Origin of the sequence: Bradyrhizobium sp. ORS 86 (assembly GCF_045571475.1) — a bacterium.
Taxonomy (GTDB): Bacteria; Pseudomonadota; Alphaproteobacteria; order Rhizobiales; family Xanthobacteraceae; genus Bradyrhizobium.
The window spans coordinates 5114488-5137748 of record NZ_CP120699.1 but is presented as its reverse complement, the minus strand read 5'-3'; the positions used below and the strand labels follow the sequence as shown (position 1 = coordinate 5137748).

The following is a 23261-nucleotide window of genomic DNA, read 5'->3' as shown; positions in this document are numbered from 1 at the left end:
GATCCAGATGGACAATCGCTTCGCCGACGCGGTGTTTCGCAACGGCCGAATCTATACGTCGAACCAAAAGCAGCCCTGGGCGACATGCGCTGCGGTGAAGGCAGGCCGGTTCATTGCGGTCGGCGAGGAGCGCGACGTCGCGCCGTTGATCGGCGAGGGCACCGCGACCATCGATCTCGCCGGGCGGATGGCGATGCCTGGTATCGTCGACATCCACAACCACATCATGATGGGCGGGCAGGCCGATCTCTACGAGCTGCGCTTTGCCTCCAGCGACAGCATTCCGGGGATCGCCGAGACCCTGCACAAGGCGGCGTCCTCCGCCGCGCCGGGCGCCTGGATCGTCGGTGGCCAGTTCGGCAACAATCTCCTGAACGAGCTCAACACTGCGGAGTCCTTCGCGCTCTTGGACGCGGCCTGCCTCGGCCATCCCGTCGTGCTGCGCGACGACAGCTACCACAATCGTTGGGCTAGCTCGGCCGCGCTGCGGCTTGCCGGCGTGAAGGCCGATACCCCGAACCCGACCGACGGCGAGATCGGCCGCGACCTTAAGGCCGGCACGCTCACCGGCGTGATGATCGAGGCGGCGTCGGGACTGGTGGAGCGGGCGCTCGCGGCGTCCGGCCATTACACCGCGGAGATGGACCGCGCCGCGGTGGCGCGTTCGATCTCGGTGCTGAACGCCTATGGTGTTACCGCCTTTATCGACGCCGCCAGCATGCAGCCGATCATGGCCGCGCTGAAGGGGCTCGACGATCGCGGCGAGCTCACCGCCTGGGCGGTGTGCGCGATGCCGGTGGTCGAGCCCGGCTTCATGTTCGGCAAGGCCGGCGAGGAGCTGTTTGCGCTGCGCGAGCAGTATCGCGGCGCCCATGTCAAGCCGGACTATGCGAAAGTGTTCCTCGACGGCGTGCCCGGCGCCAAGACGGCCGCATTCCACGAGCCATACATCGCCGATCCCGTGCGTGGCTGCTGCTTCCGCGGTTCAACGATGCTGACCGTGCCGGACTTGATCCGCTGGCTCGGGCGCTGCGAGAAGCTCGGGCTCGCTGCCAAGATCCATTGCGCCGGTGACGCCGCGGTGACGCAGGCGCTCGATGCGATCGACGTCGTGCGCAGCTTCAACGGCCCGACCCATCTGGTCCACCATATCGCGCATGCGAGCTACATCGCGCCGGAGGACGTGCCGCGCTTCGCCGAGCTCGGCGTGGCGGCAGACCTGTCGCCGATCATCTGGTATCCGACCATCTTCCTCGAGGCGCACAAGGCGGCGATGGGCGACGAGAGGGCGCAGCGATTCTGGCCGAACAAGGACCTGAAGACCGCCGGCGCGCTGATGGCCGGCGGCTCGGACTGGCCGGTGATCCCGATCCCCGATCCCTGGCAGGGCATCGAGGGCATGGTGACGCGGCAGAACCCGACCGGCGATTTTCCCGGCAAGTCGCTCTGGGCTGAGCAGGCGCTCGACCTCAAGACCGTGATCGATATCTACACCATCGATGCCGCACGCGCCGCCGGCCTCGGCCAGACCATCGGCTCGATCGAAGCAGGGAAATCGGCTGACCTGATCGTGCTCGACCAGATGATCTTCGACATCCCGCCGGACCAGCTCGCGGATACGCGTGTCGAGATGACCTTCTTCGAGGGCCGCAAGGTGTACGAACGGGGCAAGTGATGGGCGCGGATCAAATCCCGGTCACGGTTCTCACCGGCTTCCTCGGCAGCGGCAAGACCACGGTGCTGAACCATCTGCTGCGCCAGGCCGAGCTCAACGGCGTGGTCGCGATCATCAACGAATTCGGCGAGGTGGCGTTGGATCATCTGCTGGTCGAGAGCAGCGAGGATCGACTCGCCCTGCTCGACAATGGCTGCATCTGCTGCTCGGTGCGCGAGGACCTGATCGAGACGCTCGCCGATCTGGCCTCCCGCCGCGCCGCAGGGACGATCCCGCCGTTTCACCGCGTGCTGATCGAGACCACCGGGCTCGCCGATCCGGTGCCGGTGCTGCACACGCTGATGACCGCGCCCGGCATCGTTGCCCGTTACCGGATCGACGGCGTGGTCGCCACCGTCGACGCCGTCAACGGCGCACACACGCTTCGCACCCATCCGGAGGCGGCCAGGCAGGTCGCGGTCGCCGATCGGCTGCTGGTCACCAAGACCGATCTCGCTTCCAGCGATGCGCTGTCGCGGCTCGACGCGCGGCTTGCGGCAATCAATCCGGTCACGGTTCGCCATCACGTCCGGAACGGGATCGTCGATCCGGCCAAGGTGCTCGATGCCGGCCTGTTCGACCCGGCCGCACGGTCCGCCGATGTGGTGCGCTGGTTCGAGGCGGCGTCGCAGGCGGCGAACCAACCTCACCATCACGCGCATCATGATTGCGAAGGCGAGCACTGCGGGCATCACAGCCATCAGGCGCACGATCAGGGTATGTCGTCCTACAGCCTGATCATCGACGAGCCGATCCGCCGCGATGCGTTCGCGCGCTGGCTCGACTATGTCGCGGCGCTTAAGGGCGAGGATTTGCTGCGCTTCAAGGCGATCGTCAACGTCGCCGAGCAGCCGGATGCGCCTGTCGTCGTGCACGGCGTCCAGCACGTCTTCCATCCGCCGATCACGCTTGGCGGCTGGCCGTCGGCGGACCGGCGCTCGCGGCTGGTCTTCATCGTGCGCAGCATCCCGCGCCGGATCATCGAGAACACATTGTGCAAATTCGCGGCCGTCAGCCGCACGGCCATCCAGCGATCAGCAGCTTGAGGCGGCGAATATTTCAATGATTGGTCAGGGAGAGGGACATGACTGAAGGGTCGAGAACGAAATCGCTATCCGCCGGCCGGCTCAACCGCCGCACCCTGCTGAAGGCGGTCGGTGCGACGGGCCTTGCATCCGCGATGAACGTGCCGCTGGTCAACATTGCCCGCGCCGCCAGCAACACCATCAAGATCGGCTGGGTCGGCTGCCTCTCTGGTGTCCGCGCGCCGTTCGCAGAGCCTGATACCTGGATCCACGAGCGTATCAAGGCCCGCCTCAAGGACGGCCTCAAGATCGGCGGCAAGACCTATCAGGTCGAGTTCGTCTTCAAGGACAATCAATCCGATCCGAACCGCTCGTCGGTCGTGGCGAGCGAGCTGGTGCTGCGCGAGAAATGCGACCTGATCCTGATCGAGGACGGCGACGCGCAGGCGCCGGTGCAGGAGCTCTCCGACGCGCGCGGCATTCCCTCGATCTCGACCATGGTGCCGTGGCAGGGCTGGATGTTCCCGCGCAAGGGCACGCCGGACAAGGGCTTCCCCTACAGCTTCCATTTCTTCTGGGGCGCCGACGACGTCGTGAAGAATTTCCTCGGCATGTGGCAGTCGGTCGACACCAACAAGAAGGTCGGCACGCTGTACATCGACAATCCGGCGGGGCAGGCCTTCTCCGATCCCAAGGTCGGTCTGCCCGGCGGCATCACCAAGGCCGGCTACCAGGAGTTCTCGGCTGGCAAGTTCCAGATCGCGACCGATGACTTCACCAACCAGGTCTCTGCGTTCAAGAACAACGGCGTCGATATCGTCTCCGGCTTCACCTATGGCAATCACTGGGTGACGCTGTGGAACCAGGCGGCGCAGGCCGGCTTCCGGCCGCAGATCTGCACCGTGGCGGCGGCGTTCCTGTTTCCGAGCGCGGTGAATGCGCTCGGCGATCGCGGCGATGGGATGTCGACCGAGGTATGGTGGACGCCGGCCTATCCGTTCAAGTCGTCGTTGACCGGGCAGAGCGCCGGGGAGCTCGCCGCGGAATGGGAGAAGACCACCGGCAAGCAATGGACCCAGCCGATCGGCTACGCTCATGCCCTGTGGGAGGTCGCACTTGCAGCTTTGCAGAACAGCGATCCCAAGGACAGGAACTCGCTGCGCAACGCGATCGCGGGTCTCGACATGGAGACGGTCGTCGGGCAGGTGAAGTTCAAGGACAGCCCGATCAAGAGCGTTGCCGTGACCTCGCTGTCGGGCGGACAATGGCGCAAGACCAAGGGCGGCAAATCGAAATACGAGCTGCTGATCGTGCACAACGGAACGGCGCCGTTCATTCCGAAGCAGGCCGACCTCGCACTGCTCTCCAAGCTGGCCTGAGATGGCACCGCTTCTGCGCGTCAGCGGCCTGTCCAAGCGCTTCGGCGAAATTGTCGTCGCCGACGACGTCAGCTTCGAGCTGGCGCGTGGAGAGTGCCTCGGCGTGATCGGCCCCAACGGTGCCGGCAAGAGCTCGCTGTTGAACCTGATCGTCGGCCTGCTCACGGCCGACGGCGGCTCGATCATGCTTGACGGCGAGGAGATCACCGGATTGCCGCCGCATCGCCGCGCGCGCATGGGTCTCGGGCGCGCCTTCCAGATTCCGCAACCGTTTCCGCATTTGTCGGTCTATGAGAATGCGCTGGTGGCGGCATCCTACGGTGCGGGCCTGCACGGCGAGGCCGCCTCCGCCTGGACCATGGAGGTGCTGCAACGCACCGGGCTTGAGGCCAAGGCGGACAAGCTCGCGGGCGCCTTGCCGCTGATCGACCGCAAGCGGCTGGAGTTCGCCAAGGCGCTCGCCTCGAGGCCCGCGCTGATCCTGCTCGACGAAATCGCCGCAGGGCTGACCGAGCCGGAGGTCGAGCGTCTCGTTGCGATCATCAACGCGGTCAAGGCCGATCATGCGATCATCTGGATCGAGCACATTCCGCACGCGCTGCGTGCGGTGTCGGATCGGATTCTGGTGCTTGATTTCGGCCGCAAAGTGCTGGAAGGGCCGCCGGCGGAAGTCATGGACAGCGCCGTGGTGCGCGAAATCTACATGGGACTGAAGGCCGATGGCGTTGCTTGACGTGAATGGCCTGCAAATCTTCTATGGCGATCTCCAGGCGGTGTTCGACATGAACTTCACCGTTGCGGATGGCGAGGCGGTGGCGCTGGTCGGCGCCAACGGCGCAGGCAAATCGACCTTCCTGAAGGCACTGGTCGGGCTGAACGAGGAGCGCTCGGGCGCGATCCATTTCGACGGCGCCGACATCTCCCGCATGCCGGCGGAGGAGGTGTCACGGCTCGGCCTCATCATGGTGCCGGAGGGGCGGCTGCTGTTCGACTCGCTGACCGTCGAGGAAAACCTGCTGATGGGCACGGTGAATCGGCGGTCTGGAAGCTGGACGTTGCGCCGGGTATTTGATCTGTTTCCGATTCTGGAGGAACGGCGGCGGATGTATCCGGGGCAGCTCTCCGGCGGCCAACAGCAGATGGCGGCGATCGGCCGCGCGCTGATGTCGAATCCGCGGCTATTGTTGTGCGACGAGATATCGCTCGGGCTCGCGCCCGTTGTGGTGGAGCAGATCTATCGCTCGTTTGCGGATATCCGCGGTGAGGGCACCGCCGTCGTGCTGGTCGAGCAGGACGTCAAGCGCGCACTCGCGACATCGGAGCGGATCTATTGCCTCCTGAAGGGGCGGGTCTCGCTGACCGGGCCGGCACAGGGGTTGCAGCCTGAGCAACTGACACACGCGTATTTTGGCAATTGAGCATGATGAGGTCGGATCGAGTCAGTGCCGCGTGGGAGGTGCGCCACCTCTCCCCGTCGGGGAGAGGTGATCAGTGGGCGCGCGGACTTTCATAGCGCCGACCATTCACAAACCGAGCGGTGAGACATGATCTGGGTTGAGACGTTGATCAACGGAGCCTTGCTCGGCGGCCTTTACGGCCTGCTCGGCATCGGGCTGGCGCTGGTGTTCGGCGTGATGCGCGTGGTCAACATTGCGCATGGCGAGTTCATGGTGCTGAGCGCGTTCTGCGCGGTGCTGCTCGCCAATCTGTTTCCCTCGGTGCCGCCGCTGTTGATGCTGATCCCGGTGATCGGCGTGTCGTTTGCGGTCGGATGGATCTACCAGGCCGTCATTGTCAACCGGGTGGTGACGTCGCCCGATCCGCTCTCGCCGCTGCTGCTGACCTTCGGCGTGTCGGTGATCTTGCGCAACGTGATGGTCGAGGTGTTCGGTGCCGATGTGCGCAGTCTTCAGGTCGGCGAACTCTCGCGCGCGAGCCTGGAGATCGGCGGTTTGACCATCGGCATCATGCCGCTGCTGACGCTGGTGCTGGCCGCGCTGCTGTTCATGGCGCTGCAATTGATCCTGCGCCACACCGAGTTCGGGCGGATCGTGCGCGCCACCGCCGACCGGCGTGACATCGTCCGGCTGTCCGGGGTCAAGCCCGACCGTGTCTACAACTACGTGATGGGCCTGTCGCTGGCGCTCGGCGCCATCGGCGGCGTGCTGCTGGCGGTGCGCTCGAGCTTTACGCCGTTCTCCGGCGCGGAGCGGCTCCTGATTGCCTTCGAGGTCGTCGTGCTCGGTGGGCTCGGCTCGTTCTGGGGCGCGCTGCTCGGCGGCATCGCGCTCGGCATAGCGCAACTGATCGGGCTGAAGATCGATCCGAACGCCGGGCTGCTGTACGCCCACTTGCTGTTCTTTATCATGCTGCTGATCCGGCCGTCCGGCCTTGTGGCGAGCAAGGTGTGACGCCGATGCCGATGCGGACAATCCTTGCAGCCTGTGCCGTCGTTCTGGTCGCGGTGATCGCGGGCGCGCCATTCGTGGTCAACGAGGGCTTCCTGCGACTCGCGACGGAGTGCCTGCTGTTGCTGACGATGGCGCAGATGTGGAACCTGCTCGCCGGCTATGCCGGGCTGGTGTCGCTCGGTCATCAGGTCTTCATCGCCTTTGGCGCCTACGCGCTGTTCCTGACCTCAGGCTGGCTCGAGATCAATCCGGTCTGGGTGCTGCCGGTGGCTCCGCTCGTGGCCGCCGCCGTTGCCGCCGTCATCGCCTTTCCGCTGTTCCGGCTGCGCGATGCCTATTTCTCGATCGCGATGTGGGTGTTTGCCGAGATCATCGGCGCGTTCACGATGAAGTCGCAGGCGATCGGCGGCACATCGGGGATGCCGCTCGCCACCAGCAGGCTGATCGATTTCGACTGGTTCGAGCCGATCATGTTCTGGCTCGCGGGAGGCTTGACGCTGGTCACCATCGCGGCGCTGTACCGCCTGATGACCTCGAGCTTCGGGCTGGGGCTAATGAGCGTGCGCGACAATGATCTGGCCGCGATGAGCGTCGGCGTCGACGTCCAGCACAACCGCTTCGTTGCCTTCGTGCTGTCGGCGGCGGGATGTGGCCTCGCCGGTGCGCTCAGCTTCATGGGCAATCTCTTCATCGCGCCGCTGGCGGCGTTCGACGTCAACTGGTCCGTCTACATGATGTTCATCGTCATCATCGGCGGGATCGGGACGCTGGAAGGTCCGATCATCGGCGTCATCATCTTCTTCGGCCTGCGCGAAGTGATGACCGGGCCGCTCGGGCTGACCGGCGGCTGGTATCTCGTCGGGCTCGGCGTTATCGCGGTTATCGTCATGATGGTGGCGCCACGCGGGATCTGGCCGGTGCTGCGCGACCGCATTGGTCTACGCCTCCTGGACGTGCAGCGCGCCGCACCGCGACCGGCCGCAACCGCGGTGCTGCCAGGCGTGTCGGAACAGACGGCGGGATGAGCGCGGGGCTTCATGCTGCCGCCTTTGCCTGTATGCTGGCGACAGCGGATTTAAAATGGGGAGGCGGAATGGCTGTGATGTCCCGTCGTGGCGCTTGGGCATGGATCGCGGCGATCGTTGCGGCGCTGGCCGCGCCGACGCCGTTGCAGGCCGAGAGCAGGATGTGGCCGGAGGTCGCGGCAACGCACCCGATGGACGGGCTCACCGCGGACGAAATTCAGTCCGTGCCCAATGTGCTCCGCGGCGCCGGCAAGCTCAATGATGCCACGCGGGTCGTCTCGATGGCGCTGGAGGAGGATCCCAAGGACGAAGTGCGGGCATGGCGGCCCGGACAGCCGTTCGCGCGGCGCGCCGTGGCGACGCTGCTCGGTGAAGGGCACCTCTATGAGGCGCGGGTCGATCTCGCCGCGCGCAGCCTGACCGGCTGGGACGAGATTAAGGACAAGCAGGCTGCGCTCACGATCGACGAGCTGATCTCCGCCGGCGACCTGCCGAAACAGGATCCGCGGTGGGTCGCCGCGATGGCCAAGCGCGGCATCACCGACTTCAGCAACGTGCTGTGCCTGCCGCTGACGGTCGGCCCGGTAACCGATCCCGCGTTGCGCGGGCACCGCCTGCTCAACGTTCCCTGCCTAGACCGGTCGGGGGCGGGCAACAATCTGTGGGGCAAGCCGATCGAGAACGTGCTCGCCCAGGTCGATCTCACGACCAGGTCGGTGCTGTCCGTGACTGATCTCGGCGTCGTGCCGGCGCCTTCCTCGACGCCGTCGCACGCCTATGCCGACTCCGGGAGATATCGCAAAGCGCCGAAACCGGTCGACATCGCGACCCCGGAGGGCAGCAACGTGATGGTGGAGGGCGGCCAGGTCCGCTGGGACAATTGGTCGTTCCATGTTCGTCTCGACCCGCGCGTCGGTGCGGTGCTGTCGCTGATCCGCTACGACGACCACGGCTCATGGCGCGACATCGCCTACCAAATCTCGGCGAGCGAGATGTTCGTGCCCTACATGGATCCGGACCAGACCTGGTCGTTCCGCGCCTATATGGATATCGGCGAATATGGCTTCGGGGTGCTCGCCAGCGAACTGCGTCCCGGCGAGGATTGCCCTGACAGCTCGCACTTCCTCGACCTGATGATCTCGGACACCAAGGGCATGCCGGTCGTTTCCAAGGGCGCGGTCTGCATCTTCGAGCGCCCCACCGGTGATCCGATCTGGCGTCACAGCGAACTGCTCAACAACACCGCCGAGGTACGGCCGAACAACGAGCTCGTGGTGCGGATGGCGCCGGTCGTAGGCAATTACGATTATCTGGTCGACTATGTGTTCGATCGTGCCGGCAATATCGACGTGCGGCTCGGCGCCTACGGCATCGACGCCACCAAGGGCGTCGCGAGCCGCACCTTGAGCGACCCGACGGCCGCGCAGGACACGGCGTACGGCACGCTGGTCGACGAGCGGCTGCTTGCGGTCAACCACGATCACTACATGACGTTCCGGATCGACATGGATGTCGACGGCACCGGCAACCGGCTGGTCGAGGACCGCTTCAGCGTTCGCAAGCTGGAGCAGGGCGCGCGCAAGAGCCTCTGGCAGGTCGATACCAAGCCGGTTGCGACCGAGGGGCCGATCACGCTGCCGCTCAATGCAGCCCAGTTCAGGGTCGAGAGCACGGGCAAGACTAACAAACAGGGTTATCACACCAGCTATCAGTTGATGCCCGGCCATTCCGATGTCTCGTTGCTCGCCAAGGACGAGCCGATCCAGTTGCGCGCCGGCTTCAGCGGCTACACGCTGTGGGCGTCGGCTTACGCCAAGGACGAGAGATACGCGGCCGGTCTCTATCCGAACGAAAACGCCGAGGTGGACGGCCTGCCGAAATGGACTGCTGCCAAGCGATCGATCGAGGATCGCGACCTCGTGCTGTGGTACACCGTCGGCTTCCGCCACGTGCCGCGCGCCGAGGACTGGCCGGTCATGCCGGGGCTGTGGCACGGTTTCCGGCTGCGCCCGTTCAACTTCTTCGATCGCAATCCGGCGCTCGACGTGCCGCCTGCGGCCGTCGACGTTAAGGCCGCAAAATGAGCGGCCACCTGCATCGTCTCTCTGCGGTGGCCTGTGTCCTGCTGCTGCCGTTCGTCGCGACGCAAGCGGCGCGTGGCGCGACGATCTCGCCCGACGCGATGGGCGAGGACACGTCCTTGCTCTATCTGAGCGGCAGCGACTGGGAGAAGCAGCCGGCGCCGCGCAGGATCGCGCTCGCAGCGGACTTCATACGGATTTTCTGCACTGACCAGACCATGTCGCCGGCCTCGCTGGCCGATTGCCTCGACCGCGACAAGACCGATGGCGCGCTGTTCGAGCGTGCCATCGCCTGCGTGACCGCGAGATGAATTCTGAGTGTGGCCCCATCCCCGTCATTGCGAGCCAACGGGTCGCGCGAACGCGCGCCCGATGACAGGCTCCGCGAAGCAATCCATGGCCAACGCATACGCGGAAATGGATTGCTTCCGCCTTCGCCAAAGGCTTCGGCGGACAAGTCGTCGTTTCGCTCCTCGCAATGACGATGAAGCTTCATAACGCATCAGCCGGCCGCTGAGAGGCCGGCGTCGATCCCTTCGGCGATCCTGCTCACGTCTGTGGCGGTGAGGATCAGGGGCGGCGACAGGATGATGGTGTTGCCGGAGACGCGCAGCATCACGCCGGCCTCGTAGGCGGCATCGGCGACCCTGGCCATCGTCTTCTTGTCAGCGGCCTGCTTGCTGTCGCGATCGGCGACAAGCTCGAGCGCGGCCATCAGGCCCTTGCCCCTGACGTCACCGACGAGCGGATGTTTGGCCTTGAGCCTTGCGAGCGCGGCCGCGAGCTCCGTGCCCCTGGCGGCGGCATTCTCATCGAGCTTCAGGCGCCGTGTCTCGGCAAGCGCCGCAAGGCCGGCGGCGCAACCGACCGGATGGCCCGAATAGGTGTAGCCGTGCCCGATCGAGCCGAATGAGCTTGTGTCGGCTTCGAAGATCTCCGCGACGGCTTCACCGATCAGCGCCGCGCCGAGCGGGAAATAGCCCGAGGTGATCGCCTTCGCCATCGTCATCATGTCGGGCTTCACATCCCACAGTCGCGAGCCGGACCATGCGCCGGTGCGGCCGAAGCCGGTGACGACCTCGTCCGCGATCATCAGGATGCCGTGGCGGTCGCAGATCCCGCGCGCTAGCGTCATGAAGTTCTCCGGCGGCACGATCACGCCGCCGGCGCCGAGCACCGGCTCCATGATGAAGGCGGCGATGGTGTCGGCGCCCTGGAACGCGATCTCGTCCTCCATCGCCGCCGCGCAGAGTTGCGCGAGCTTTGCGGGATCGGTCTCGTTGAAGGGGTTGCGGTAGGTCGAGGGCGCGGGGATGTGAAACACGCCCGGCAGCAGCGGCTCGTAGTTGCGGCGGAAGTTGGCGTTGCCGTTGACCGAGGCGCCGCCGAAATGCGTGCCGTGATAGCCCTTCTTCAGTGCCAGGAACTTGGTCCGGTCGGCTTGGCCCTTGATCTTCCAGTACTGCCGCGCGAGCCGCAGCGCGGTCTCGACCGAGTCGGATCCACCCGAGGTGAAGAAGGCGCGCACCATGCCTTCCGGCTTGAACCAGTCGGTGAGCTCATAGGCGAGCTCGATCGACGGGCCGGTCGAGGTGCCGCGGAAACCCGAATAGTAGGGCAGCGCGTTGAGCTGATCGGCGATCGCCTGCTTGATGGGATCGCAGCTATAGCCGAGATTGACGTTCCAGAGGCCGCCGACCGCATCCAGCACGGTCTTGCCGTCGATGTCGGTGACGTGCACGCCCTCGGCCTGCATCACGATCCGCGGCGGCTGCGCCCGCATCTCGGCCGGATGGGCCATCGGGTGCCAGATCGGCTTGGCGTTGTTCTCGACCAAAAAGTTTCTGTCGCGCATGGTGGTTCCCGTCCGGCTCAGTCGAATTGCAGTTCGAAATGACGCAGCGCTTCACGGTACGACGCAGCAGGGTTCTTCACGTCGAACAGCACCGTGCGCATGCGGCACGCCTCCGCGCCCGCGATGTTGCGGCGCTGGTCGTCGACGAAAACGCAATCATCCGCGTTAAGCGACAGCGCGTCCAGCGCGCTCTGATAAGCGCGCGGATCGGGCTTCAGGATTCCGGTATGTGTCGCATCCACGATCGCATCGAAGCGCCCCAATATCGGAACGTGCGCGCGGAAATCCGCACCATAGAATAGGTCGAGCTCGTTCGATAGGATGGCGAGCCTGAAGCCGGCGTCGGCCACGATCCGGATCGCGCGCTCGGCTTCGGGGCGGATCACGGTTTCGGGGTCAGCGCCGCGCGCGCGCTTGACGAAGGTCTCCATGTCGGGCCAGTCCTCGCCCCGCATGCGCCCGACCTCGCGGCTGCGCGTCAGCCAGTAGTCGCGCTCGGAGATTTCGCCGCGCTGCATCGCGGCCCAGAGCGGATCGCTGTCGGGGGCGAACGGACCGCGCCAGGTCAGCGTGCCCTTGGCGAGACCAAGGGTTCGCTCCGTCAGGTCGTGGGTCTCGAACAGCGTCTTCGAGATGACCCCGCCGAAATCCAGCACCAAGGCTTTGGCGATCGGCCGGCTCACGCGGCAACCGTGGTGAGGCCGGCCGGCACGATGCCGGCCTCGACCCAGCGGTCGAAGATGCCGAGCACCGTCTCGTTGAAGAGGGCGCTGTTGATATGGTCCTCGATCTCGTGCAGCTCGATTGGCGCCGCGATGGCCGCGCGCATCGCATCGACAAAGGCGGAGAGGGCCTCGGGATCATGCAGCGGTTCGCCGGCGCGGTCCCATTGCTGGATGCCGCCGGTGGGCAGCACGAAGGCGACCGGCGCCTTGGCGTGAGCCAGTTTCTCGGCGATCGCGCGTGCGATCCGGCGGCGGTCGGCGGACTTCGATGTCGCCGATGCGAGCAGCCGGTTGTGCGCATGGAAGGGACGGTCGGCAAGATCCTTCGGGACCGGCAGCCACGCTGGAAAATCCACCATGTCGACGGCGCCGGGAGCGACGATCTGCGGAATGCCCGCGCGGCCGGCATTCTCCAGCCGGTCCGAGCCCGAATTCACCATCGATCCCGTGAACTGGTTGGCGACCTCCTGAAGGCTGAGGTCGAGCACCGCGGCGAAGCCGCCCTGTGCGGCGATCGATTCCATCGCCCGGCCGCCCATGCCGGTGGTGTGGAAGATCACGACCTCGTAGCCGCGCTTCTCGAGCTGCGGTTTGAGTTCGACCATGTAGCGCAGGCAGCTCTTGCCGAGCGAGGTAATCGCGACCACCGGCCGCTTGTTCTGCGGACGGATCGCGCTCTTCGCGGCGCCGACGATCGCGCCGCAAGCCTGCGACAGCACCGCGGTGCAGGTGCCGTTGAGGCCGTAGAGGCCGCCCGCCCACAGAATCATCATCAGATCGGCCGCGACGCGTTCCGGCGGGATCAGATGCGAGAACGCGACCGTCGAGACGATCAGTTTCGGCAGGCCGAGCGGCAGCGCCTGTGCGACGTCGAGCGCGAGGTCGGTCCCCATCGTGCCGCCAATGGCGATCACCGCATCGATGGCGTCGCGCTCGGCCAGATCACGCGCCAGATTGGCCGCGCCGACCGCCATCAGCGACATTGCCGAATTCTCGTCGCCGCTGGATGCGATTTCGGCGATCGTGGTTTGAGCGGCGGCGGCCACCGCGTGCTTGTCATGCGCGGGCTGGTAGGGCGGATCGCCGAGCACGCTGATATCCATCATGATCGTGGTGCCGCCGGCCCGGGTGATGCAATCGCTCATGAACAGCAGTTCGTCGGCCTTGGTATCTCCCGTTCCGATCAGGAGGATGTGGGGCTGCGTGATCTCTGGCATGACCTTGTCAGTGCTCGGCGGCAGGCGTGAGGGGATAGAGGAGCGACGTGTTTGCACCGAGCGGGCAGGGCGTTCGGCTATCGTGAGATCACGCTATGGGGACGATGGACGCGATGACATCCACCTATCGGTTGATTGCTGCCAAAGCCTTGAATTGGCGAGGATTGCGCCACTTCAGCGCTCCGCCGCGCGAGCGCGCATTTGCGATAGCCACAGTATCAGATGCAGCAAGCCCAGATCGATCGATGGAGGTCGGCGGCGATTCCGGCCCAACAGCTCTTCGTTGGTGGCCGGTCAGTGCCCGCCGCGCGCGATGCGCGGCTCGATGTCGTGTCGCCGATCGACGGCCGGGTGCTGACCACGATTGCCGACGGCGATGCGTCCGATATCGACCTCGCGGTGAGCCGTGCGCGCCAAGCATTCGAGCAGGGCGGCTGGTCGCGCGCGGCACCGGCGCAGCGCAAGAAGGTGCTGCTGCGGTTCGCCGAACTGATCGAGCAGCATGCGTTCGAGATCGCGGTGCTCGGCGTACGCGACAACGGCACCGAGATCGCCATGGCCTACAAGGCCGAGCCGCTGTCGGCCGCCGGGAGCATCCGCTACTACGCCGAGGCGATAGACAAGGTCTATGGCGAGATCGCGCCGACTTCAGGCGATGTCCTCGGCCTCGTCCATCGGGAGCCGCTCGGCGTCGTCGGCGTGATCGTGCCGTGGAATTTCCCGCTGATGATCGGCGCCTGGAAGATCGGTCCGGCGCTTGCCGCCGGCAATTCGGTCGTGGTGAAGCCGCCGGAGCTGGCCTCGCTGACGCTGCTGCGGCTCGCCGAGCTGGCGAGCGAAGCGGGATTGCCGGACGGGGTGCTCAATGTCGTTACCGGCCGCGGGGCATCGGCCGGCGAGGCGCTCGCGCTGCATACGGATGTCGACGTGCTGGCCTTCACCGGCTCCGGCACGGTCGGCCGTCGTCTGTTGGAATGCTCGGCCCGGACGAACCTGAAACGCGTCCATCTCGAGCTCGGAGGCAAGTCGCCGAACATCGTGTTCGCCGATGTACCTGACATCAAGCAGGCGGCGAAGGTGTCGGCGAACGGCATCTTCCGCAATTCCGGCCAAGTCTGCGTCGCCGGCTCGCGGCTGCTGGTGCAGTCTTCGATCTACGACCGCTTCATGGACGAACTGCTGCAGGCGACGGCAAAGCTCCGGGTCGGCGATCCGCTGGAGCTGGCGTCCGACATCGGCGCAATCTCGAGCCAGACGCAGTTGCGCAAGAATCTCGACGCCGTCGCGCGGGCCGAGGAGCAGGGCGCGACGCGCCTGGTCGGTGGCGAGCAGATTCGCATTGAGAGCGGCGGCAACTTCATGGCGCCCACGGTTCTCGCCGACGTCACGCCCGCGATGGAGCTGTGGCGCGAGGAGGTGTTCGGTCCTGTGCTCGCCGTCACGCGGTTCGACACTGAGGAGGAGGAGGCGATCGCACTCGCCAACGCGACGCCCTACGGGCTCGCGTCGGCCATATGGACCGGCCGGCTGTCGACCGCGCATCGCATGGTGCGCGCCATCAAGGCCGGCGTCGTGCATGTCAACACCTATGGCGGCGCCGACATCACCGTGCCACTCGGCGGCTTCAGGCAGTCCGGCTTCGGCCGGGACAAATCGCTGCATGCGTTCGATGCCTATACCGACCTCAAGACCGCATGGATCGCGCTATGACCGTCGCAGCCGACGAGCGCAACGCCATCGTGAACCGGCTGTTGGATGCCGAGCAAGAGCGCTTTCGCGCGCTGCATCCGCGCTCGGTGGCGGCCTGGCAGGACGGCAAGCAGCATTTCCTCTACGGTGGCCCGTCGCACTGGATGCGGCGCTGGGCCGGCGGCTTCCCGGTTTATGTCGCGGACGCCGACGGCGCGCATATCAGGGATATCGACGGACGCGACTACATCGATTTCTGCCTCGGCGACACCGGCGGCATGTGCGGCCATGCGCCGGCGGCGGTGACGGAGGCTGCAACGCGCCAACTGAAGCGTGGCGCCACGATGATGCTGCCGACCGAGGACAGTCTGTGGGTCGGCGCCGAGCTGTCGCGCCGCTTCGGCCCGAAGTATTGGACATTGACGACGTCGGCGACCGATGCCAACCGCGCCGCGATCCGCATCTCGCGCATGATCACCGGCCGCCGCAAGGTGCTGGTGTTCTCCGGCTGCTACCATGGCGGCGTTGAGGAGGCGCATGTTGAAATTCGAGACGGTCGCGTCGGCCTGCGCAACATGATCCATCCCAACGGCGTCGATCATGATGCCGTGAGCCGGGTCGTCGAGTTCAACGATATTGCCGGGCTGGAAGCAGCGCTCGCGCATGGCGACGTCGCCTGCGTGCTGACCGAGCCGCTGATGACGAATTTCGGCATGATTCCGGTCGATCCAGGCTTTCATCGGGCGTTGCGCGATCTGACACGCCGCGCCGGAGCGGTGCTGATCATCGACGAGACGCATACGCTGTCCTGCGGACCGGGTGGCTACAGCCAGGCGAATGGGCTCGAGTCCGATATCCTGGTTGCCGGCAAGGCGATCGCCGGCGGCATTCCTGCTGGCATCTTCGGCCTGAGCCGTGAGATGGCCGAGCGGCTCTGGGCCGTCGTTCCGCACGTCAATCCGCGCGAGCGGCAGTCAGCGCATCTCGGATTCGGTGGCACCCTTGCCGGTAATGCGTTGACGGTTGCGGCCATGCGCGCGGTGCTGGAGCAGGTGCTGACGCCGGTGAACTACCGGCACATGATCGCCACCGCAACGCAGCTTGCGAGCGAGGCCCGCGAACTGATCGAGTCCAACAAGCTGCCCTGGCACGTCACGCAGGTCGGCGCGCGCGCCGAGATCATGTTCATGCCGCGGCCGCCGCACAGCGGCGCCGATGTCATCGCTGGGCGCCAGCCCGATCTCGAGACCCTGCTGCACGCGTTCTATATGAACGAAGGCATCCTGGTGACGCCGTTCCACACGATGTTCCTGATGTGCCCGACGACCTCGGCGGAGGACGCCGCACGACACACTACGATCTTCGCGCAGTTCATCGATCTGTTGCGCGGGGCGGGAGTGGTCTGATGCAAGAGTCTCCGTTCAATCTTGCGGGACGGGTTGCAGTCGTGACCGGCGGGGGCAGGGGCATCGGCGCCGCCATCGTCACGCGGCTGGCGCAAGCCGGCGCCACCGTCGTGATCGCCAATCGGACGCAGGACGTCGCCGAGGCGCTGGTGCGCGAGCTCACCGCCGACGGCTTGGCGGTGCGATACCTGCCGTTCGAGAGGCTCGACCGGGCGAGCCTGCGCCTGATGATCGACGGCGTCGCCAGCCAGCACGGCCGCCTCGACATCGTCGTGCACAATGCCGGCGGCTGTCCATGGTCGTCACTTGAAGAGCTCGACGAGATGACACTGGAGGAGACGCTGGCGTTGAACCTCAATGCCAGTTTCTGGCTGGCGCAGGCCGCGATCCCGCATATGCGTGCTATCAGCTTCGGGCGGATTCTCGTGACATCCTCTGTCTCCGCGCGCGTCGCGATGGGCGGCGGTGCGCATTACTCGGCCGCGAAAGCGGGCGTCAACGCCTTCATTCGCGGCGCCGCCCTCGAGCTGGCGCGAGACGGCATCACCGTCAACGGTGTCGAGGCCGGCTTCATCGAGAAGCCCGGCCGCGGCACCATGAGCAAGCCTGAGAACAGGGCACGGCTCGAGCGATTCATCCCGGTCGGGCACATGGGCAGCGCCGACGATATCGCCTGCGCGATGCTCTATCTGGCGTCGGCTGAGGCCAAGTATGTCACCGGGCAAACCATCGTCGTCGACGGCGGTTCAACGTTGCCGGAGACTGGATTTGCCGTCGAACGGCAATGGGGGCTGTAGATGGCGCGGCTTGACGGAAAGACTGCGCTGGTCACCGGCGCTGCGACCGGGATCGGTCGGGCGACGGCGCTGCTGCTGGCGCGGAATGGCGCTGATGTCGTGCTGTTTGGACTTGGCGACGCCGAGCTCGCGGCGGCTGCGGCCGAATCCGGCGGACAGGCGATCCCTGGCGATGTCACGCGAGTAGCTGCTATCGCGAAGGCCATCGCGGCCTGCGGCGCGCGGCTCGACATCGTCGTCAATGCGGCCGGTCTGATCGTTCCCGATCAACCCGCAAACGTCTCCGACGAGGTCTGGGCCAAAACCCTCGACGTCAACCTCACCGGAACGATGCGTGTCTGTCGCGCGGCCTTGCCGCTGCTCAGGCAGCGCGGTGGCGCTATCGTGAACATCGCCTCCGTTGCCGCCTTCAACGCCAGTCCGGACAGCGCGAGCTACGCAGCCAGCAAGGCGGCCGTCGTCGCCTACACGCGGTCGCTGGCCTATGCGCATGGTGCCGACGGCGTCCGCGCCAACGCCGTGGCGCCCGGCTGGGTGCGCACGCCGATGAGTGACTATGAAATGCGATTGCTCGCCGAGCAGAACGGCACCACGCCCGAGGCGGAATGCCAGGCCGTGGAGCGGCGGATTGCACTGGGACGGATGGCGAACCCTGCGGAGATCGCCGCCTGCTGCCTGTTCCTCGTGTCCGACGAAGCATCCTTCGTGACAGGCGCCGTGCTGGTTGCCGACGGCGGCGGCCGGGCGCCGACGCAGAACCGCGCAGTGTAACGGCGCGCGCTCCAGATACGCGGCCGGCTTGGTCCTGGCCTTGGACTGTTGTTCGACATCACGCGCCACCCGTGGACGAAGCCGCCTTCCTGGCGTGCCGACCGCCTGGATCTGTATGCGCCCGCCCATTTGGCCTCTCGTCAGGTTGTTCGCCGCTCGCTGGTTCGATCTCCCATTGACAGGTTGGTCGATATGATAGAATTATAACATAGTAAGTTGCAATAATAACAAAATGTCACTATCGTAGCAGTGATGGGCTGAGCGGGAGGAGAAGGTGGAGCCGTCTGGTTCGGTTGCAGCACAGCCCCGATCGCCGACGCCGCTCGTGATGGTCAACGGCATCAACAAGCACTTCGGCGGCGTGCGCGCGTTGCGCGATGTGAACCTCGAGGTCCGGGCCGGCGAGGTGCATGCGCTGCTCGGCGAGAACGGCGCCGGAAAATCGACGCTGATCAAGATTCTCAGCGGCGTGCATGCCTTCGACAGTGGCACGATCGAGATCGCCGGCCAGCCGGTGGCGTTCGACAGTCCGGCGAAATCGCGCGAGGCGGGCATCGCCGTCGTCTACCAGGATCTCAGCCTCGTTGAATCGCTCAGCGTCGCCGACAATCTGTTGCTCGGCCGCGAGCCGCTCGCCCGCTTCGGCTTTGTCCGCAAGCGCGCATTGATGGCGCAGGCAGACGCATTCCTGGCGCAGCTCGGCATTCCCCTCGATATCAAGGCGACCGTGGGCTCGCTGCCATTCGCCTATCGCCAGATGACGGAGATCGCGAAAGCGCTGATGGGCGAGGTGCGGTTGCTGATCCTCGATGAGCCGACGTCGTCGCTGACGTCAGACGAGGTCCGCATCCTCTTTGACGCGATCGGGAAGGTGACGCGCCGCGGGGTCGGTGTGATCTATGTGACCCATCGGCTGAACGAAGTGTTCGAGATCTCGCAGCGCGTCACGGTGCTGCGCGACGGCGCCAATGCCGGCACGTTCGTCACCGCGGAGACCGACCTGAAGCGGCTGGTCAACGCGATCGTCGGAAGCGATCGCGCGACGCCGTCTGCATCTCGCGCTAAACCGCCAGCCACGCGTTCCGTCGAGGCGCCGCTCGTTCTATCTCTATCGAACGTATCCAATGACAGCCTCCGTGCGGTGGACCTGTCGGTCCGGCAAGGCGAGATCCATGGCCTGGCCGGATTGATCGGCAGCGGCCGCACCGAGATCCTGGAAACCATCTTCGGTCTGCGGCCGGTCGAAAGCGGCACGTTCGAAATCGACGGCCGTCGATGGCTGCCGAAGCGCCCGGCCGATGCGATCGACCGCGGCATCGCGCTGGTGCCCGAGGATCGTCACGTGCAGGGCCTGGTGCTGGATCATTCGATCGAGCGCAACGTCACGCTGTCGCGGCTGCCCTATTTCTCGCGCTGGGGCTGGATGCAGCACCGCGCGGCGCTGCGGCGCGCGGAGAATGCGATCGGCAAGGTCGCGGTGAAGGCGCAGGGCGCGGCGAGCCTGGTCAGGACGCTCTCCGGCGGCAACCAGCAGAAGGTCGTGTTCGGCAAATGGAACGATCCGCGGCCGCGCGTGCTGCTTCTCGACGAGCCCACCGTCGGCGTCGATGTCGGCGCGCGCGAGGAAATCTACGGCGTGATCCGGCATGCCGTCCGCGATGGTACCGGCGTTCTCGTCGTCTCCTCCGACCTGGTCGAGCTGATCGAGCTCTGTGACCGCATCTCCGTGATCGTCGACGGCCGCGTCGCCCGAACCCTGGTGCGCGGCGAGATTGACGATGCCGAGGAGCTTCATCATCTCCTCCAGGCGTTTCAGGCCTCCGGCCAAAGCGCATTTGACAGAGGCGTATCGCAAGAGCTGCCAGCATGACCGAATTGACCGCGCCCAATATCGTCGCTTCGCCGACACCGTCCGATCGCCGGCGCAAGCTGTTGCAAAACCTGCTGCGCGGCGAGCGGCCGTACATGCTCTACATCGCCTTCGTCATCTTGCTCGTCGTGTTCAGCCTGTCCTCGCCCTGGTTCCTGTCGGTCGAGAACTTCCTGAACATTGGCCGGCAGACCACGCTGGTTTCGATCATCGCCGTCGGCATGACCTTCGTCATCATCGCGCGACAGATCGATCTTTCGGTCGCATCGACGCTGGCGCTGTCGGGCATGGCGGCGGCGCTGGCAATGAGCCGGATCGACAATAGTTGGATCGTCGGCGCGGTGGCCGGGCTCGGCACCGGTGCGCTGGTCGGGCTGCTCAACGGCATCCTGACCACGCAGCTCTCGATTCCATCGTTTCTTGTGACGCTCGGCACGTTGAGCATGGCGCGCGGGCTCGCAATGATGGTCACCAACACCAAGCCGGTGATCATCACCAACGAGGCGTATTTTTCGATCTTCGGCGAGGGCTCATTCCTGGGGATCCCCGTGCCGATCGCCTGGACGCTGGCAGCCATGATCGCCGGCATCCTGCTGCTGCACTACAACGTGTTCGGCCGGCGGATCTATGCCGTCGGCGGCAACCCGACGGCGGCGCTCTATTCCGGCATCAACACCAAATGGGTGACGACGGCAGCCTTCGTCCTCACCGGCACGCTGGCCGGTCTTGCGGCGCTGGTGCTGTCGGCGCGCTCGCACGCGGCGCGGCCAGATGTCGTGCAGGGTATGGAGCTCGACGTCATTGCTGCCGTCATTCTCGGTGGCTGCAGCCTGTTCGGCGGGCGCGGCTACATCCTGGGGACACTGTTCGGCAGCCTGATCATCGGAACGCTCAACAACGGTCTCGTGCTGCTCGGCGTCAGCTCGCCGATGCAGCTCGTGATCAAGGGCGCGATCATCGTTGCCGCGGTGGCTTTCACGAAACGCTAGGCGGGGTCAGGCGCATCGCATGACGCACAGATTCATTGCGCTGCGCGGGTAGGGGCAAGGTCGCTGGCCCTCCGGTCAATCGGCGACCAAAATGGGAGGAAACCATGAAGCCAATCTTGCGACAAACCGTGCCGCTGACCGCGCTGATTGCGGCGACAGCAATTTCAATCGCTCCCGCAGCGCGCGCCGAGGTGCCGGCAACCTGCGTCAAGGGCGTCGACCTCGCGACGCTCGGACCGAAATCGATCGTCGGCCAGGGGCCGCATGGCGAGAAGGCTGCGTCGCCCGAGGTGCTCGCGCTGTCGGAGGCCGATGTCGCCAAGATCAAAGAGCGCCATTTCAAGGTCGGCATTTCCATGCAGACGGTCAATCTCGACTGGTCGCAGCTCCAGATCCAGGGCATCACCGATACGCTGAAAAAATACGGCGTGACCGTCACCGGAGTTGCGTCGGCCGAATATCAGGTCGACAAGCAGATCGCCGACATCGAGAACACCATCCAGCAGCATCCGGATGGCATCATCTCGATCCCCGTCGATTTCACCGCGACAGCGCCGACCTACAAGAAGATCGCCAAAGCCGGCATCAAGTTGGTCCTGATGGACAGCATCCCGACCGGGCTGAAGCATCCCGACGAATACGCCGCGATGGTCTCGGCGGACAGCCAGGGCAACGGGCAGATCGCGGCGCAGATCCTGGCGTCCTGCGTGGCGCAGGGCGGCACCATCGGCCTCGTCAACTTCGGTGTCGACTATTTCAGCACCAACGAGCGCACCAAGGGCGTCCGCGAGTGGATGAAGAAGAACCGGCCGGACATCAGGATGAAACAGGTCGATTTCACCGATCCGCCGAAGGTCTCGCAGATCGCCGGTGACTTCCTCACCGGCAATCCGGATATCAAGGGACTGTTCGCGGTCTGGGACCAGCCGGCGCTGGATACGCTGAGCTCGATGCGGGCGCAGAGCATCGATATTCCCGTCACCACGGTCGACCTCGGCCTGCAGTCGGCGATCGAGATCGCCAAGGGCGGTCCGCTGAAGGCGACCGGCTCGCAGCGTCCTTACGACCAGGGCGTTGCGGAGGCGATGGCGATGATGAACGCGCTGCTGGGCAAGGAAACGCCGGCCTGGATCGGCGTGCAGTCGCTGCCGGTGACGCAGTCGAACGTGCTGGAGTCCTACAAGACGGTGTTCAAGAAGGAGCCTCCGCCCGAGCTGACCGACGCCTGCAACAAGGCGAAGCCGGCCTGCAACTGAGCTCTTCGCTCACGGTTGCACGGTGTCGCAACGGCGTGCAACCGCTGACCGGCCTGATCCGGGCGAGCCAGCCCCCGCCCGGGTCAGGTTGCGTTGGTCACATATTCGACGGGCAGGCTGCGGAAGTGCTTGCGCATCTCCGCTGAGGCCGCACCCCCGACGATGATCCGCGAATACGCCTCGACGTCGGAGAAGAACGCCGGCTTGAGGCTGCCGAGCTTGCTCGCATCGACCACCAGGATACTTTCCATCGCGGTGGCAATGACGGCCTGCTTGATGGCGACTTCGTGAAAGTTCGAGCAGCTCGCGCCGCGGGTCCAGTGCACGCCGCCCGCGGAGATGAAGGCCTTGTTGATCCCGAGCCGCCGCAGGTAGGCCAAGCCATCGTCGGATGAAAATGACTGCGACGAAGGATGGTAGAGCCCTCCCATCAGCATCACCTGGGTGGCCGGACGCCGCGTGACGATCGTCGCCACGTTCATCGAATAGCAGATCACCGAGAGCGGCAGATCCTCGGGCAGGCAGTCCGCCAGCGATTGCATCGTGGTGCCGCAGTCGATGAAGATCGTGTCACCTTCCCTGATCGAGGCGGCGGCAGACCGGCAGGCGAGCAGCTTGTCCTGGGTGTGCTGGTCGATCTCCTGCTCGAAGGTGTACTTGATCCCGGTCGGTGATGCGGCGTTGACGACGTAACCGCCGAGCAGCGCAAGTGCGGCCTCCGGACCGGCGAGGTCGCGTCGCACGGTCATTTCGGACACCTTGAGCAGTTCGGCGGCATCCTTCAGGTGCAGCGCGCCGCTGCTCTCGACGGCGCGGCGCAGCCGTTGCAGGCGCTGCACGCGCGTCTCGCTTGGTCGTGTCGGTGTTTCAGTCATTTTGGTCACCGAGCTTTGCTTATCCCGTTGACAATGATCTTACAATGTTGTGAGTTTATCAACGGCTATATGTTACAATAATAACATTAGGGCTAAGTGAACTCATCCAGGGTCCGGCCATGTCGTGCGTCCGGCAGGCGATGAGCTCCAGTGAACGGGAGGATCACATGTTGCGA

The 23261-nt window shown here is 65.5% G+C and carries 20 protein-coding genes; 16 read left to right on the top strand and 4 right to left on the bottom strand.

Going from position 1 to position 23261, the window contains the following annotated elements:
- The first annotated feature begins 7 nt into the window (after positions 1 to 7).
- From P6U25_RS23920 to P6U25_RS23880, 9 genes are all read left to right on the top strand, one after another.
- Complete coding sequence (locus P6U25_RS23920; RefSeq protein WP_407147224.1) at positions 8 to 1675, top strand: amidohydrolase; 1668 nt, start codon at positions 8 to 10, stop codon at positions 1673 to 1675.
- The gene (locus tag P6U25_RS23915) at positions 1675 to 2760 is read left to right on the top strand and encodes a CobW family GTP-binding protein (RefSeq protein ID WP_407147223.1); all 1086 of its coding nucleotides are present in this window, start codon (positions 1675 to 1677) and stop codon (positions 2758 to 2760) included. Before P6U25_RS23920 ends, P6U25_RS23915 begins: the two co-directional genes overlap by 1 nt.
- Positions 2761 to 2798: 38 nt before the next feature.
- Positions 2799 to 4118, top strand: coding sequence for an ABC transporter substrate-binding protein (locus P6U25_RS23910; protein WP_407147222.1), 1320 nt, complete (start codon positions 2799 to 2801; stop codon positions 4116 to 4118).
- A gap of 1 nt (position 4119) precedes the next feature.
- Positions 4120 to 4851: an ABC transporter ATP-binding protein gene (locus P6U25_RS23905; protein WP_407147221.1), complete on the top strand. Its 732-nt coding sequence runs from the start codon at positions 4120 to 4122 to the stop codon at positions 4849 to 4851.
- Positions 4838 to 5536: an ABC transporter ATP-binding protein gene (locus P6U25_RS23900; protein WP_407147220.1), complete on the top strand. Its 699-nt coding sequence runs from the start codon at positions 4838 to 4840 to the stop codon at positions 5534 to 5536. Before P6U25_RS23905 ends, P6U25_RS23900 begins: the two co-directional genes overlap by 14 nt.
- A 126-nt stretch (positions 5537 to 5662) precedes the next feature.
- A complete protein-coding gene (locus P6U25_RS23895) occupies positions 5663 to 6529 on the top strand; it encodes a branched-chain amino acid ABC transporter permease (RefSeq protein ID WP_407147219.1) in 867 nt (288 codons plus the stop codon).
- 5 nt (positions 6530 to 6534) lie between these two features.
- A complete protein-coding gene (locus P6U25_RS23890) occupies positions 6535 to 7554 on the top strand; it encodes a branched-chain amino acid ABC transporter permease (RefSeq protein ID WP_407147218.1) in 1020 nt (339 codons plus the stop codon).
- A gap of 68 nt (positions 7555 to 7622) precedes the next feature.
- Positions 7623 to 9638, top strand: a complete 2016-nt coding sequence (locus tag P6U25_RS23885; RefSeq protein ID WP_407147217.1) for a tyramine oxidase — start codon at positions 7623 to 7625, stop codon at positions 9636 to 9638.
- Positions 9635 to 9946 (top strand): hypothetical protein, encoded by a 312-nt coding sequence (locus P6U25_RS23880; RefSeq protein WP_407147216.1) that lies wholly within the window; start codon positions 9635 to 9637, stop codon positions 9944 to 9946. The genes P6U25_RS23885 and P6U25_RS23880 overlap by 4 nt, the downstream gene beginning before the upstream one ends.
- Before the next feature lie 191 nt (positions 9947 to 10137).
- Here the strand turns inward: P6U25_RS23880 and P6U25_RS23875 are convergent, their stop codons facing one another.
- Genes P6U25_RS23875 through P6U25_RS23865 form a run of 3 tightly spaced genes read right to left on the bottom strand, consistent with a single transcriptional unit; the run spans position 10138 to position 13432 of the window.
- Positions 10138 to 11490 (bottom strand): aminotransferase class III-fold pyridoxal phosphate-dependent enzyme, encoded by a 1353-nt coding sequence (locus tag P6U25_RS23875; RefSeq protein ID WP_407147215.1) that lies wholly within the window; start codon positions 11488 to 11490, stop codon positions 10138 to 10140.
- A gap of 17 nt (positions 11491 to 11507) precedes the next feature.
- Positions 11508 to 12161 carry an HAD-IA family hydrolase gene (locus tag P6U25_RS23870; protein ID WP_407152593.1) on the bottom strand — a complete coding sequence of 218 codons (654 nt, stop codon included), beginning with the start codon at positions 12159 to 12161 and terminating at the stop codon, positions 11508 to 11510.
- An 8-nt stretch (positions 12162 to 12169) separates the two neighbouring features.
- Positions 12170 to 13432, bottom strand: coding sequence for a Tm-1-like ATP-binding domain-containing protein (locus tag P6U25_RS23865; RefSeq protein WP_407147214.1), 1263 nt, complete (start codon positions 13430 to 13432; stop codon positions 12170 to 12172).
- 222 nt (positions 13433 to 13654) lie between these two features.
- Here P6U25_RS23865 and P6U25_RS23860 point away from each other — a divergent pair, with 222 nt between their 5' ends.
- The 7 genes from P6U25_RS23860 (at position 13655) to P6U25_RS23830 (ending at position 22210) form a co-directional block, all read left to right on the top strand.
- Positions 13655 to 15142 (top strand): aldehyde dehydrogenase, encoded by a 1488-nt coding sequence (locus P6U25_RS23860; RefSeq protein ID WP_407147213.1) that lies wholly within the window; start codon positions 13655 to 13657, stop codon positions 15140 to 15142.
- Entirely contained in the window at positions 15139 to 16527 is a 1389-nt protein-coding gene (locus P6U25_RS23855; protein WP_407147212.1) for a transaminase, read from the top strand. The genes P6U25_RS23860 and P6U25_RS23855 overlap by 4 nt, the downstream gene beginning before the upstream one ends.
- A complete protein-coding gene (locus P6U25_RS23850; RefSeq protein WP_407147211.1) occupies positions 16527 to 17324 on the top strand; it encodes an SDR family oxidoreductase in 798 nt (265 codons plus the stop codon). The genes P6U25_RS23855 and P6U25_RS23850 overlap by 1 nt, the downstream gene beginning before the upstream one ends.
- Positions 17325 to 18095, top strand: coding sequence for an SDR family NAD(P)-dependent oxidoreductase (locus P6U25_RS23845; RefSeq protein ID WP_407147210.1), 771 nt, complete (start codon positions 17325 to 17327; stop codon positions 18093 to 18095). It begins immediately after the preceding gene.
- Positions 18096 to 18369: 274 nt separating this feature from the next.
- Positions 18370 to 19965: a sugar ABC transporter ATP-binding protein gene (locus P6U25_RS23840; protein WP_407147209.1), complete on the top strand. Its 1596-nt coding sequence runs from the start codon at positions 18370 to 18372 to the stop codon at positions 19963 to 19965.
- A complete protein-coding gene (locus tag P6U25_RS23835) occupies positions 19962 to 20954 on the top strand; it encodes an ABC transporter permease (RefSeq protein ID WP_407147208.1) in 993 nt (330 codons plus the stop codon). Before P6U25_RS23840 ends, P6U25_RS23835 begins: the two co-directional genes overlap by 4 nt.
- Positions 20955 to 21058: 104 nt before the next feature.
- The gene (locus P6U25_RS23830; RefSeq protein ID WP_407147207.1) at positions 21059 to 22210 is read left to right on the top strand and encodes a substrate-binding domain-containing protein; all 1152 of its coding nucleotides are present in this window, start codon (positions 21059 to 21061) and stop codon (positions 22208 to 22210) included.
- Positions 22211 to 22293: 83 nt separating this feature from the next.
- On the opposite strand, the gene P6U25_RS23825 is transcribed toward P6U25_RS23830, so the two are convergent.
- Positions 22294 to 23085 carry a DeoR/GlpR family DNA-binding transcription regulator gene (locus P6U25_RS23825; RefSeq protein ID WP_407147206.1) on the bottom strand — a complete coding sequence of 264 codons (792 nt, stop codon included), beginning with the start codon at positions 23083 to 23085 and terminating at the stop codon, positions 22294 to 22296.
- Positions 23086 to 23261: the final 176 nt, after the last annotated feature.